The organism is Actinosynnema sp. NPDC050801 (genome assembly GCF_040673975.1).
In the GTDB taxonomy this organism is placed as follows: domain Bacteria; phylum Actinomycetota; class Actinomycetes; order Mycobacteriales; family Pseudonocardiaceae; genus Actinosynnema.
On record NZ_JBFAQZ010000008.1, the window covers coordinates 43,348 to 58,263 of the forward strand.

Annotated in this window: 6 protein-coding genes; 3 read left to right on the forward strand and 3 right to left on the reverse strand. The window is 68.4% G+C overall.

What is annotated here, in order from left to right; translation table 11 throughout:
• The first annotated feature begins 36 nt into the window (after positions 1 to 36).
• A complete protein-coding gene (locus AB0K14_RS19560; protein WP_364338408.1) occupies positions 37 to 582 on the forward strand; it encodes a hypothetical protein in 546 nt (181 codons plus the stop codon).
• Between the two features lie 66 nt (positions 583 to 648).
• Positions 649 to 1,862 (forward strand): IS3 family transposase gene (locus tag AB0K14_RS19565; protein ID WP_360459560.1). Its coding sequence is split into 2 segments (ribosomal slippage): positions 649 to 946 and positions 946 to 1,862, totalling 1,215 coding nucleotides; the frame shifts between segments, so codons are not numbered across the junction.
• Here the strand turns inward: AB0K14_RS19565 and AB0K14_RS19570 are convergent.
• From AB0K14_RS19570 to AB0K14_RS19580, 3 genes are all read right to left on the reverse strand, one after another.
• The gene (locus AB0K14_RS19570) at positions 1,827 to 3,038 is read right to left on the reverse strand and encodes a hypothetical protein (protein ID WP_360459558.1); all 1,212 of its coding nucleotides are present in this window, start codon (positions 3,036 to 3,038) and stop codon (positions 1,827 to 1,829) included. The two genes, AB0K14_RS19565 and AB0K14_RS19570, sit on opposite strands and share 36 nt — an antisense overlap.
• Positions 3,039 to 3,091: 53 nt before the next feature.
• On the reverse strand, positions 3,092 to 4,645 hold the full coding sequence (locus AB0K14_RS19575) for a hypothetical protein (protein ID WP_360459556.1): 1,554 nt from the start codon (positions 4,643 to 4,645) through the stop codon (positions 3,092 to 3,094).
• Between the two features lie 688 nt (positions 4,646 to 5,333).
• Positions 5,334 to 5,717: a hypothetical protein gene (locus AB0K14_RS19580; protein ID WP_360459555.1), complete on the reverse strand. Its 384-nt coding sequence runs from the start codon at positions 5,715 to 5,717 to the stop codon at positions 5,334 to 5,336.
• Between the two features lie 444 nt (positions 5,718 to 6,161).
• Between AB0K14_RS19580 and AB0K14_RS19585 the strand changes: the two genes are divergently transcribed.
• Positions 6,162 to 14,768, forward strand: coding sequence for a DNRLRE domain-containing protein (locus tag AB0K14_RS19585; RefSeq protein WP_360459553.1), 8,607 nt, complete (start codon positions 6,162 to 6,164; stop codon positions 14,766 to 14,768).
• Positions 14,769 to 14,916: the final 148 nt, after the last annotated feature.

The following is a 14,916-nucleotide window of genomic DNA, read 5'->3' on the forward strand; positions in this document are numbered from 1 at the left end:
TTGGGCGTGCGGACACCAAGGGGTGCCATCGCGGTGGTGGTCTTGCGGGTGTGCGGGCGCGGTTCGATGCTGGAAGTCGGATGCGGTGTGGCGGGAATCGAGGAGGCGGTTGTGGGCGCGGTTTCTCGGCGGTCGGTGCTGATCGGGGGAGTGGGCGGTGTCGGTTCGCTCCTCCACGGTGGTTCGGCGTCGTCGTCGGGAGAGGAGCGCCGGGACCGCCGCATCGACGTCCACCACCACTGCACGCCGCCCGGGTGGCTGCGGTGGGCGGAGGAGCAGGGCATCGTCGCCCTCTCGCCCCTGCCTTGGTGGGCCGAGTGGGACGTCGGCGCGGCGCTTTCCACAATGGATGGTATCGGCGTCGGGACGGCGGTCCTGTCGGTGGCGATGCCCGCCGCCCGCTACCGTGACGGGGATCAGTACAAGGAAGGCCTCCTGATCGCGTACCGCGAGGTGCGCGATCTGGCCGACGCACATCCCGGGCGGTTCGCGTTCCTGTCCCGCGCGCGTCTGGACGACGTGGACCTCGACGTGTGGTCGGTGCGGACCGGCGCGGAGATGGGCGCGGTGGGGGGGACTTGACCCTGGATGTTGGACACCAGACACACTTGGATCCTGACGATCCGGGTGGACAGGAGTCCCGTACAGATGGTGATGAAGCACTACCCGCCGGATTTCCGGGCCGAGGCGGTCGCGCTCTACCGGTCCCGCCCCGGCGCGACGATCAAGTCGGTGGCTCAGGACCTGGGGGTCAACCACGAGACGCTGCGCAACTGGATCCGCCTCGACGACGCACAGCGCTCCGAATCGTCCGCGACAACCGGGAGGACACCGGTCGTCGCGGTGGCACAGGGCTCGCAGGAGGACGAGAACGCCGCACTGCGCAGGCGGGTCCGCGAACTGGAGGAAGAACGCGACATTCTGCGCAAGGCGGCCAAATATTTCGCGGGCGAGACGCGCTGGTGAACCGCTTCCAGTTCGTTGACGATCATCAGCGCCACCATGGCGTGAAGCGGTTGTGCCAGGTCATCGGTGTCGCCCGGTCCAGCTACTACCACTGGAAGGCCACCGCGCGCGATCGAGCCGCTCGCGTCGCCGACGACGCGCGCCTGGTCGCCCGCATCCGCATCATCCACCGCGAGTCGGCGGGCACCTACGGCGTCCCGCGGATCACCGCCGAACTGCACGACACCGGACACCGCGTCAATCACAAGCGCGTCGCCCGGGTTATGCGCGGGATCGGCTTGGCCGGTCTGCGGTTGCGTCGCCGGCACCGCACCACCGTCGCCGACCCGGTGGCGGTCAAGGCACCCGACCTGCTCGGACGCGACTTCACCGCCGACACCCTCAACACCCGCCACGTCGGCGACATAACGTATCTGCCGATCGCCGACGGCACGTTCCTCTACCTGGCCACGGTGATGGACCTGTGCTCGCGCCGGCTGGTCTGCTGGGCCGTGGCCGACCACATGCGCGTCGACCTGGTCCTCGACGCCCTGCACGCGGCCGAGCGGACGCGCGGCAGCCTGGCCGGGGCGATCTTCCACAGCGACCACGGGGCGCAATACGGTGCCAGGGCCTTCGCCGACGCCTGCCGCGCCGCCGGGGTGACCCGGTCCATGGGCGCGGTGGGCAGCTCTGCGGACAACGCCGCCGCCGAAAGCCTCAACGCCTCCTTCAAACGCGAGACGCTGCAAGGCGCCCAGAGTTGGGGCAGTGCAAGGGAAGCACGGCTGGCGGTGTTCGGCTGGGCGCACCGCTACAACACCCGACGACGCCACTCCCACCTCGGCCAGATGTCCCCGATCGACTACGAGAACAGCCTGCTACCGACACCGGCTACGCTGACTCACGCCGCATAACCCCGTGTCCAACATCCGGGGTGAAGTCCCGTCGTCGGGGAAGAGCACCGGGAAGCACACCGTGCACACCGCGTCCCGCAAGTAGTACGTGGCGGCGGGGTCGAACTCCGCCTCGGCCTCCCGCCACGCGTCGGGGTGCGCGAGCGCCGTGAAGAGCACCTCGACGCCCGCGTCCGCCGCGCGCCGCGCCAGATCGCCGGGGAACGGCACGGTGGACAGGTCGTCGCCGGTCATGATCCTGATCCGGTGGTCCTTGCAGTTGCGCTCCACCAACTGCGCCACCAGCACCAGGAGCTGCTCGCCGCGGCCCGCGAAGTAGACCACGTCCGGCCTGGCGGTGCAGATGTTCGGGATCATCTGCAGGAAGGTGTTCCCGACCCCGCTCAGGCGGGAGTCGAAGAACTCCGTCTGCCCCGTGAAGCGGTGGTCGGCGTCGGCGAAGGCTGCGGAGAACGACTCCGCGAGCGTCCGGGGATAGAGCTCGGCCTCGGTGTTGTCCTGGATCAGCAGCGCCGTTCGGGCCTGCGCCTTGACGTGGACCGCGGCGGCCCGTGCCTGGGCGGTGTTGGTCGGGGCCATGCGCAGCAGTCCGTCGATGTCGCCGAGGTCGTCGGAGGTGAGCGTCGAGCCGAACATCGGGATCTTGGCTGCGGACAGCCGCGTCATCGCGTCCCGGGAAGTGGCCAGGCTCAGCCCGATGCCGGCGACCGCGACGAGGTGGTCCGGGGCGGCGCGCCTGCGCTCCAGCTCGGCGACTACCGGTTCCCACCGCGCCAGCGCGCTGCCCGGGTTGGCCAGGAGCAGGCGGACCAGCGGTCGGTCGCCGGTGGCGGCGTCGTGGTTGGCGCGGTGCTGCGCCACGTACGCGCCCTGCAGGTGGTGCCTGACCCACTCGATGGGTGTGCTGTCCTTCTCCGTCAACGTCATGGGGACCATCAGCGCGATGCTGACGAACGCCTTGCCGGTGGCGAGGACGGACTCGTTCTCGGCGCGGATCAGGCCCTGGACCCCGGCCAGTTCGGGCGCGAAGACATGACTGCCGTCCGTGACGCCGACGCACTCACCGGTCTCCGTCCTCGTCACGCCGTCCGCGCACCGCTCGGCCGCGCGCAGCAGCACCGGCACCGCGATCGCCGCCGCGACGACGACCAGCACGACGCCGGCCGCGAGCCACACCCCGGGTCTCCGCCAGAATGCGCGCGGGATGTCGGGAACGTCCGCCTGCCGCTCTACCTCCACTGCGCGTACTCCTCCACACGGTCCTGCAACACGATGGCGCCCTCACCGCGGGCCCGCGCCGCGACGAGCTCCGCGCTCGTGGCGATGGTGGGCCTGAGGTGCTCCGCCGGGTCGCCGGTCGGATCCTGCTGCAACCAGCGCGCCACGACCAGCCTGGGCAGCGCGTCCTCCGCGTCCCGGTCGGCGATGAGGTGCTCGACCTGCCGGCGCGGCTCCCGGTCCTTCGGCAGGCGGTTCGGCGCGGACGTGATCGCCTCGAAGGCGTCGACCCACGCCCACCCCGCCGCCCGGTCCAGCGGTTCGCGCAGCATCCCGGCGAGGTGCTCCACCACGGCGTCGACGTCGCCCAGCGCCAAGCCGTGGTAGAGGGCATCGACCGGGTTCTTCTGCTCCTGATGGTGCCGGCGGCAGCGGGAGTGGACCTTCTCCCAGCTGTCGCGGTGGTCGTCCGGCCGGGCGGCGAGCCGGTGCAGCAGGACGTGGCGCAGCCACGGCTGGAGGACCAGCCGCGCCGGCTCGTCCTCGCGTCGGTGCAGCAGGAAGTTGTTGACCAGCTTGGCGCGCAGCGCTTCCGCGGACCGGGACGGGCCTACGCCCGGGATGCCGGCGCCGGCCGGGAAACCGAGGTCGCGCGTCGCGCTCGCGACGGTCAGGTCCTCCAGCTCCGACAGGCTGAACCCGCCGTCCAGCAGTAGGTGCCGCTCACTGCGGTCCACGAGCGTCACGGCCTGGTCGCCGTCCTCCAGGGCGACGGCGAACAGGACGCGCAGCCCCTCTGCGGGAGCGTTCCTGGGCAGTGTGCGGGCCACGTCGACCACCTGGTGCACCGCCCACGGGAGCCCGCCGGTCACCCGGTGCAGGAAGGACGGCGCCTTGGCCAGCACCGAGTCCGCCTGGACCTCTGGTCGAACCCTGTGCGTGTCCTTCGCCGACATCTCGCCCACGTGCACCAGCAACCACGGCGGCGCGTGGGGCATGTCCTCGTCCACCGCTCGGGCGACGCGGGCCATCCCGAACGGGAGCTGCAGGTCGGCGGACCTGGTGACCGGTATCGCCGGGCGCTGCCACTGGCCGTCCCACGCCGTGTCCCACCGACCGGCGGCCGCGACGACCACCACCGGATCGGGTTGCGGGTCGTCTTCGGCGACGAACGTCCTCAGGAAGTGCCTGCCCGCGGGCAGGTGGACGTTGTCGAGCAGCACCAGGCAGTTCGCCGTGCGCCGGTTCCGGTCGAACCACCCGGCGAACGCCTCCCGCAGGTCGACCCGGAACGCCCGGGCCACCACGCGGTCCACCGCCGTCCGCCCCGCCGCCCCGTCCTGGACCGCCTCCCGCAGCGCCACCATCACGTCCCGGGCGTCCCCTTGGCCGCGGGACATCGCGCCCAGCCGCCGCAGCACCCGACGCCGGTTCGCCACGTCGATCACCTTCAACAGCGCGTCGACCGCGGACAGCCACTCGCTCGACCCGAGCGCCAGGTCCAGGATGGGGCGGATCAGCTCGCCCAGAACCGGTGGTTCCGGCCCGGGGGTCCGCCGCGCCACCCGCGCCGTCCGCCGTCGCGCTCGCCGCCAGGCAGATCTCGACCAGGGGGAAGGGCAACCGACCGAACTGGGGGCAGTACCGGCCGAGACCGAGGGCGAGTCGGCGGAAGACCTCCGTCGGAGTGACATCGGCCGGCAGCGCGCCGAAGTCCAGCAGTACGCGCGGAACCCGATCCGCGTACCTGGCGTCGGTCTCCTCCAGCAGCGCCGTCTTCCCCGCACCCAGCGGACCGACCAGCACGACCGCCGGCAGCGGACGCCCCTGTTTCCGGGGACGAGCCAACAGCGCCGCGATGAGCTTCCTGACCTCCCGCACCCCGACCAAGCCGTGCCCGTCTGCCGACATGCGCTCCCCGCGGTTCCGACTCGGAACGAAGGTAAACACTATTGCGGAGAAGATCTCAACCGGTCAAGACATGTATTGCCGCAGGTGAGTTCATCCGAAAATTGCGGACAGCAATTCCACGCAAAGTGGCATGGAAAGCCGTGGGTAGTATGCGCCGTTCAGTGCGGTCGTCACTTACCCCGCTACTCCTTTGGCAGGGGCCGCTGCCCCAGGGCGCGAGCAGGTCGGGCGGCACCCAAGTCTCAGGGCGCGACGATGGACCCCGTGGGGTGACGACTGCTGTACCTGATCTTCGTCCGACTCGGTCACTGGGTGGTTCTGCTTGGCCGGTCCTCCGCGGCCTCACGAGCACCATCCCCATCCGCTCGTCGCCACCGCCGCGCCGGTCCAGCCCGCGTACTTGATGCAGTGAGGTGCGTATCCGCGGACCACGGCGTAGTACTTGTAGTCACCTTGGTCGATGAGGTTGCGACTTGAGTCCTCGGAGTCGCGATAAAGCCCCGCCATCGTGTCCGTCGGGGTACCGATGGCGGTCCACTTGATCGTCGTCACGCAGTTGTACCCGCCTGATTTGTACATCAAGTAGACACCGCCGTAGGCCTTGCCGTTCCAGGTGGCCGGTCGGGAGTCGATCACCCGGTAGCCGGTGCCGCACACCTCTTCGGGTGTGTACGGGTTGGTGTCGGCGTTCGCCGGGCTCACCGCGAGCGCGGAGAATAGTGCCACCAACGCGGCTACCGCGAAGGCTTTTCGTGTAATCCGTCGCATAATTCCACATCTCGTCGCGCCTGAGGCTCTCCTCGGGCGTCTCCGCTGGGCATGACGTCGGCAACACGCTACCGCTCGGTGTGGAGTGGTGTCCCTGTTGTGGAAGTGTCTCCGGTGAAGGTGATTCAGTCTCACTATTCCAGGTTGCGGGAAATATTCACTGTTGTCGGTGTGCCGTCGACCTCATTGCTCCATTGGTATTGCCTCGGTGAAAGGCGGGCAACTGTGGGTGGGTATTTATTGCGGCGGTCACCTGATTGGCAGATTGTTGTCGAAAGATCACTCCGGTTGACTCCGGTGGACTTGCGTCGATCGGAGGGCGATCCACTTCGGATCGTGTCGACCGTGGGGGGAAATATGCGTGGATCGCGGCGTTTTGGCGCGCCCGGACGACTGTCCATCGTGATCGTTCTGGTCGCGTTGGTGTTCGTAGGCCTTCCGGTCGGTCCGCCGTACTCCTCGGGCGAGTGGCCTGGGGTGGGGCGGGCGTTGGCGTGGCTGGACGGTCTGTTCACCCCGTCGGCGTCGGCCGAGGCGAAGGCGTCGGAGCCCCCGGTCGAGGCCGCGCCGCCACGTGACCCCGCCGAGCGCGTGCGGGAGATCACGGAGCTGCGTTCGGAGACCGCCCGGGTGTTCCAGCGGGTGGATGGTCAGTTCGAGGCCGAGGTGTCCGCGCGTCCGGAGCACTACCGCGACGCCGATGGCCGTTGGCAGCCGGTCGACACCGCGGTTCGTCCGGACACCCGTGATGGCTTCCGGTTCGGCAACGACCGCAACACCTTCCGCAGCTCCTTCGGCGACAAGTCCGACAAGCTGGTGCGCTTCGAGCACGGTGGCAAGCACATCGCGTTGGGCGTCGACGTCAGCCAGAAGTCGTTGACGCCGAGGGTGGAGCGCAACACCGTCGTCTACCCGGACGCCTTCGAGGGTGCGGACCTGGTCTACCAGGTCGGCGACTCGCTGAAGGAGAAGATCGTCCTGCACCAGGCCCCGGACGAGGCGGTCTACCGCTTCACCCTCCAGGCGGGCGGCGTCACGGCGAAGGCCGAGTCGGACGGGTCGATCGGTTTTTACCCCGGACCTGACGCCGAGGGCACGCCGCTGTTCGTGATGCCCAGGCCCTTCATGCACGACAACCGGGACGACGGCGCGTCGCCGTACGGCAAGGCGTGGAGTGACAAGGTCACCCAGACCGTCGAGCAGCAGGGCGCCAAGACGACCATCACGGTGCGCGCGGACCGCGACTGGCTGGCTGCGCCGGAGCGCGAGTACCCGGTGGTCATCGACCCGACGATCACCATCCAGCCGACCGTCACGCAGTCGCAGGACGTGATGATCGCCCAGGACCTGCCGACGTCGAACTTCGACGGCAACTGGCGGCTGTCCACCGGCACGACCAATGCCGCCACGACCACCGCGTACCGCAGCCTGGTCCGGTTCGGGCTCGGCAGCGTGCCGTCCGGTGCGACGCTGAGTTCCGCGCAGCTGAAGATGTACTACGACCAGGACTTCGAGCCCTACGGCAAGTCCGTGGAGATCGAGGCGCGCCGGGTCACCGCGGCGTGGAACGAGGCCACCGCGACGTGGAACTCGATGAACGCGGCGTTCGCCGAGGCCGCTACCGGCACCCAGACCAAGCCCGCGACCGTGTCCAGCGCCTGGCACTCGTTCGACGTGCGCAACATCGTGCAGTCGTGGCTGACCAGCGCCACCACCAACCACGGCTTCATGCTCAAGGCGAAGACCGAGGCGCCGCAGCTGGGCGGGCTGCGCTACGAGGCCGCCGAGTACGCCTACAACGGCGAGAACGCCAACTCGCCGAAGCTCGTGCTGGTCTACGGCCGGCCGAGCGCGATCCTCGACGCCCCGACCACGATCCACGCCACGGGCGCCGAGCTGTCCTGGTCACCGTACGTGGATCCCGACCCGGCCAACCCGGCCGACGACCTGGTCGAGTACCAGGTCCACCGCACGGTGTTCCAGACGTTCACGCCGTCGCCGTCGACGCTGGTGGCCCCGCTGGCGCCGGGTACGACCAGGTTCGCCGACACCACAGCCGCACCCACCGCCGCGGACTCGTCCGACCCATTCGGCGCGGCCTACTACTACATGATCGTGGTGAAGACGCGTGACGGGCAGCTCGTGCCGTCCACCACAGAGTTGGTGCGGCTGCCCAAGGCAGGACGGATCGTCAAGCTCTACCAGAACCTCACCACCGACGCGCACCCGGACACCACGCTGTCCAGCGCGCAGCCGACCGCGAACCTCAACAACCCCAACGGGCAGGCGTGGCAACTCGTCGGCAAGGAGAGCAGCAGCTTCGGCACCACCCGGTCCGTCATGGACTTCGGTGACCTGACCGACATCCCGGACACGGCCAGGATCCTCGACGCCGAAGTCGAGATGTGGACCACCACGACGGTGGGCACCGGCGCGGTCTTCGACGCGCACCCGTTGGCCAAGCCGTTCGTCGAGGGTCAGGCGACGTGGCAACGCGCGTCCACCGCGACCGCCTGGACCACACCCGGCGGTGACATCGGACCCGCGTTCGACAACGTCCCCACGATCACCAACGACCCGAAGTGGCACATCTGGGACGCCACCGGCACCGTGCAGGGCTGGATCGGCAACCGGGCGTCGAACAACGGTGTGCTCGTCAAGCTGCGCAACGAAACGTCGACCGGCCCGACGCAGCGCGCGATCTTCCTGTCCGGTGAGGCCGTCGAACCGCAGCTGCGGCCCAAGCTGGTGGTCACCTACACCGCGCCGACGTCCGAGTTGACGTACTACACCGCCGACACCCCGTCCACCCGGATGGTGCCCGGCGACGAGTACACGTTCCCGGTCACCGTGGCCAACACCACGACCACTCCGTGGCGAGCGGCCAACCAGGTGCTGTCCTACCGCTGGACCCTGCCCGACGGCACCGACGTCACCACCGGCGGCAACCGCCTGGAGACCGCGTTGCCCGCCGATGTCGTCCCCGGCGCGTCGGTCACCGTGCAGGCCAAGGTGAAGACGCCGATCCAGAGCGACTCGGGCAATAAACGGGAGCAGTACGTCCTGCACTGGGACCTGCTCGACCGCACCACAGGCCGGTGGCTGTCGGAGACGGGCAACCTGCCGGCGATGCCGCAGAACGTGACGGTGGAGGACCCGACCTCCGACCAGCTCGGCTTGGAGAAGTTCTACCAGTACGTCGGCACCGGCACCGGGAACGGCTCAGGGCTGAAGGTCAACCCGTACGTGGGCAACGTGGTGTGGAACCACGACCCGTTCAGCAACCCCGGCCGCGGCCTGGCGACGTTCGTGCGGATGACCTACAACAGCGTCGACACCGCCTCGACGTCGATGGGGCAGGGGTGGTCACTGGCCGCGTCCAGCATCATGCGCCTGGGCACCCCGCTGGACCTGCACCCGAAGGGGCAGGACTACCCGACCACCACGACCCTCACCGATGGTGACGGCACCAGTCACACCTTCGAGTTGAACAAGAACGGCAGCACCGACCCGGCGCGCTGGACCTACGACCGTCCGGCGGGGGTGCGGCTGTTCCTGCAGCGCGATGGTGCGGCGGACCAGTCGCGTCGCTGGAAGATGACCCGTCCCGACCGCACCGAGTTCCTGTTCGACGAGGACGGCTGGCTCACCGCCATCCGCGACAAGAACGCCAACGAGCTCCAGTTCACCTACACCGAGCGCAAGTCCAACAACCAACCGCGCAAGTTCCTGACCTACATCACCGACCCCGCCGCGCGCCGCACCCTGACCCTGGACTACTACGAAAAGGGCCAGGCGTACGCCTACTACGAGAACGGCGTCCGCAAGACCGGGACCAACCTGACCAACCCGAAGATCATCGACCAGGTCGAGACCATCAAGGACATCTCCGGCCGCACCCTTGCGCTGACCTACAGCGACAAGGGCTTGCTGGAGGAGCTGGTCGACGGCGCGGGCGATGCCAAGGCCAAGACCTTCCGCTTCGCCTACGACGCCACCCAGGGCAACAAGAACGTCAAGCTCGTCAAGGTCACCGACCCGCGCGGCAACGCCACGGACCTGTCCTACTACACGGCCCCGATCGACCCCAAGGACAAGTGGAAGGTCCGGACGATCACCGACCGCGGTCGCGGCGTGTCCACCTTCTCCTACATCGACCCCGACGGCACGGCGGGCTCGACCATCGAAGCCACCACGGTCGACGCCCAGAACAAGACGACCAAGTACACGATGGACGGCTACGGCCGTCCGACGAAGGTCGTCAACGCCAAGGACGAGACCACCGAACTGACCTGGGACGCCGACAACAACGTCGTAGCCGCCAAAGCGCCCAACGGGGCGCTGACGACGTGGACCTACGACCAGAAGACCGGTGTCCCCACCTCCGTCCGCGATCCGGAGGCGAACAAGAACAACACCCCAGCCGGCACTCTCGGGTACCAGTTCGGCCTGAACGGCTACACCGCCGACCTCACCTCGAAGGCCAGCCCCGAGGGTCGTCGATGGACCTTCGCCTACGACGCCAAGGGCAACCTGGCCTCCGTCACCGATCCCAAGGGCACCGCCACCGCGACCGCCGGTGACTACGAGACCACCTACACCTACGACCAGCACGGCCAACTGCTCGTCGCCACCGACGCCAACGGCAACCCGACGACGTACTCCGACTACGACCCCGTCGGCTACCCCCGCACGACCAAGGACGCGCTGAACAACGTCACCACCACGGTGTACGACGTGCGCGGCAACGTCACGTCCGTCACCGACGCCCGCAACAAGACCACCACCCAGACCTACGACGTCTTCGGCAGGCCGCTGGAGTCACGCGTCCCCAAGGACGCCGCCACCGGTGACTTCATCGTCACCCCGGCCCCGGTCTACGACGCCAACGACAACGTCACCACCGAGACTGCCCCCAACGGCGCGGTGACCACGGCCGTCTACGACGCGCTCGACCAGGTGACCAGTGCGTCCATGCCCAAGGACGACCCGACCGGGCCCGCCCGCACCGCCTCGTTCACCTACGACAAGGTCGGCAACCTGCTCAGCGAGACGTCGCCGCTGGGCAACCTGACCGCGACCGACCCCAACGACCACACCACCCGCTACGAGCACGACGACATCTACCAGGTCGTCGCGGCGGTCGACGCCCTGGGCGGACGCGCCACCGTCACCTACGACAACGTCGGCAACCCGACCACGGTCGTGGACCCGCGCAAGAACGCGACCGCGGACCCCGCCGACTTCACCACCAAGTACACCTACGACCTCAACGGCAAGGTGCTCACCGAGACCGACGCGGCCGGGCACGTCCTGCGCAACGAGTACGACCGCGACGGCAACGCCGTGGCCAACACCGACCAGGACGGCAACCGCGTCGAGATCCGGTTCGACGAACGCGCCAAGCCCGTCGAGATCAAGGCGCCGCACAAGCTCGACGGCACCACCCTGATCAGCCGGACCACCCGCTACGAGTACGACGAGGTCGGCAACCGCACCCGCGAGATCACCCCGCGCGGCGTCGAGACCGCCGACGACCCCGACGACTTCGTCCGCCAGACCACCTACGACCAGCTCAACCGGGTGAAGGAGGAGATCCTCCCGTACGACCGGGACGACTCCAGGTACAACACACCCGACAAGATCATCAGCAGCTACGACGCGGTCGGCAACCTGGTGGAGACCAGCGCCCCACCGTCCGGCACGCAGACCATCCGCAACGTCGCCAAGTACACCCACTACGACAACGGCCAGATCCGGACCTCGACCGACGCGTGGGACATCACCACCCGCTACGAGTACGACGCGCTGGGCGGCCAGACCAAGGCCACGCTCAGCAGCGCGGGCGACTCGGTGAGCCGCACGATCGTCAACACCTACTTCCCGGACGGCAAGCTGCGCACCAAGTCCGACGACGGCGTGCCGGTCGGCAAGCACGTCGCACTGGTGGACAACTCCGACACCGCCAACACCACGACCGCGGGCACCTGGGCCACCACCGGCTCGGGCACCGGCTACCAGGGTTACGACTACCGCACCGCCACAGCGGGTGCCGGCACATCGGCGTTCACCTGGACCCCGGTCGTCGCCGCGAACGGCACCTACGAAGTATCGGTCCGCTACGCGGCAGGCACCGCCGCCAACGCGCCTTACACCGTGCACCACGCCGGCGGTACCACGACCGTCACCGTGGACCAGAAAACGCGCGTCGGCGAATGGGTCAGCCTCGGCAGCTACACGTTCACCGAGGGCAACAGCCACAAGGTCGTGCTCACCAACGCCGCCAACGGCACCGTGGTCGCCGACTCCGTGCGACTCGTGCGCGACAACAGCGGCGACACCGACACCGAGCAGAAGACCTTCGCCTACGCCTACGACGCCGACGGCAACCTCACCTCGTTGACCGACAGCGGCTCGGGTGCGCGGGTCGACACCTACGCGATGGCCTACGACGGCCTCGCCCGGCTGGCCAAGGTCGAGGAGAAGCTGGCGGGCGCCGTCCGCGGCACCACCTCCTTCACCTATGACCCCATCGGCAACCCGCTGACCCGCAGCCACGACCGGCAGAACGCCACCTTCGAGTACGACTCGCGCGACCTGGTCAGCAAGGTCACCAACACCGAGGCGGGGGACGCGCCCAAGGTCACCACCTTCGGCTACACCAAGCGCGGCGAGATCGCCAAGGAGACCCGCGGCAACGGCAACGTCGTCGACTACGCCTACTACCTCGACGGCCAGATCAAGGACCAGGTCGAGAAGACCTCCGCAGGCACGCTCGTCGCCGAGCACCACCTGGAGTACAGCCCCAACGGTCACCGCACGCGCGACGCCGCGAAGCGGATGAACGCCGACGACAACTCCGCCCACCTCGACCACGTCTACGACTTCACCTATGACCCGCGTGACCGGATCACCAAGCTCACCCGCTCCGCCGCCGGCGGCGGTGTCCAGGAGACCGAGACCTACGTCCACGACGCCAACGGCAACGTCACCGAGGAGACGATCGAGGACAAGCGGACCGAGTCGACCTACGACCGCAACCGATTGGTGTCCAGCAGCAGCAACGGCTCGACTTCCACCTACAACTACGACCCGCTGGGCCGCCTGGACACCGTCACCTCGGCCGGGAAGGCCCTCGAGAAGTACACCTACGACGGCTTCGACCGCGTCGCCTCGCACCGGCAGCTCAAGCCGGACAACTCCACCGAGACCACCAAGTACACCTACGACCCCTACGACCGCACCACCTCACGTACCGAGAAAGCGGGCGGCTCGGGCGAGGAGACCACCGTCTTCTCCTTCCTGGGCCTGTCCGACGAGGTGGCCGCCGAGGAGGTCAACGGCGCGCTGAAGAAGACCTACACGTTCGGCCCGTGGAACGAACGTCTCGGCATGGTGAAGCACGACGGGACCAGGGAGTACTCCTACTACTCCTACAACGCCCACACCGACGTCGAAGTGCTCACCAAGGAGGACGGCAAGGCCAGGGCCACCTACGGCTACACCGCCTACGGCAAGGACGACACCCAGCTCTACACCGGCGTCGACAAGCCCGACCAGGCCAACCCCGACAAGAAGCCCTACAACACCTACCGCTTCAACGCCAAGCGCATGGACGCCGCCACCGGCGACTACGACATGGGCGCCCGCGACTACGACCCCCAGCTCAACCGCTTCCTCACCCGCGACATGTACAACGGGGCGCTGGCCGACCTGTCACTGGGCACCGACCCGTTCACCATGAACCGTTACGCCTTCGCGGGCGGCAACCCGATCTCCGGCATCGAGATCGACGGCCACCTGTTCGGCATGAGCTTCTCCGACATCGGCCACCTGGCCCTGGACGTGGTGGGCCTGGTCCCCGTCGTCGGCGAGGTCGCCGACCTGGCCAACGCCGCCTGGTACGCCGCCGAAGGCGACTACCTGAACGCCGCCCTCTCCGCCGCCTCCGCCATCCCGTTCGCCGGCTACGCCGCCACCGGCGCCAAGCTCGCCATCAAGGGCGCCGACGCGGTTGGCGGAGCGGTCAAGGCCTCCGACGAAGTAGCCGCCGCAACCACCAAGACCGGCACCGACGCGTCAGGAGCCGGGGCGAAGGCGGACACCGGCGCCACACCATCCGGCGGCACCCGCGCGAGCGACCCGGCACCAGCCAACCCACGACCGGCACCTGAACCTGCCCCCACCAAGGTGCAGCCTTCGGCTAAAGCCTGCGACATCGGCAATAGCTTCACACCGGAGACCCCGGTGCTCATGGGGGACGGCAGCTACCGGGCGATCAGTGAGATCGAAGTCGGCGACCTGGTCTGGGCGACCGACCCGAAGACCGGTGGCAGCCAGGCGAAGTCGGTCAGCAGGCTGATCGAGGGTGAGGGCATCAAACACCTGGTGGAGATCACCGTCGAGGACGGCTCCACGATCGTCGCCACCAACGCGCACCCGTTCTGGGTGCAGGAGCTACGCCGCTGGGTCGACGCCGAGGACCTGCACGCGGGCAACTGGTTGCGCACGTCGGCGGGAACCTACGTGCAGGTCTCGGCTGTCCAGAGCCGCACCGCACACCAGCGGGTGCACAACCTCACCGTCGACGGCATCCACACCTACTACGTGGCTGCTGGTGACGTCGACGTCTTGGTCCACAACTGTGGAAGCACTGTTCCCGGTCCGAACAACGCGATGCGCGACCCGAGCAGCGGCCGGTTCGTCCCGAACCCGAACAAGCCGCCTGTCTCTGCCACGAACAGCGGCCACGGCAACTCGCTGGGCAGTAATCGCCTCACTTATCTCTACGAGCTGGTCGACGATGCGACCGGGCAGCGGCTCAAGTGGGGTATAACCAGTGAGGCGAACCCGCTCAACCGCTATACCAAGAAGGAGTTGCAGGGCATCTCGATGGTGGTCCGGAAGAGCGGCACGCGGGCTAGGATGGCAGCCTTGGAACGGGCGCTCGTCCAGCGGTATCCCGGGCCCCGCAACCATGAGTCCTATGCCGGGACGAGGAGAGGGTGAGGTTTCAGAGGCCGGCCCTGCGGGACGAGCCCTTTGTCGGGAAAGGCGAGCCGCGACATGTCCGAAAGTGAACGGGCACCGTCCCTCGGTGACCGCAGGCGGTCGCTGACCGTCGGTACCAGGGTTGGCGGCCTGAGTGAAACCTCCA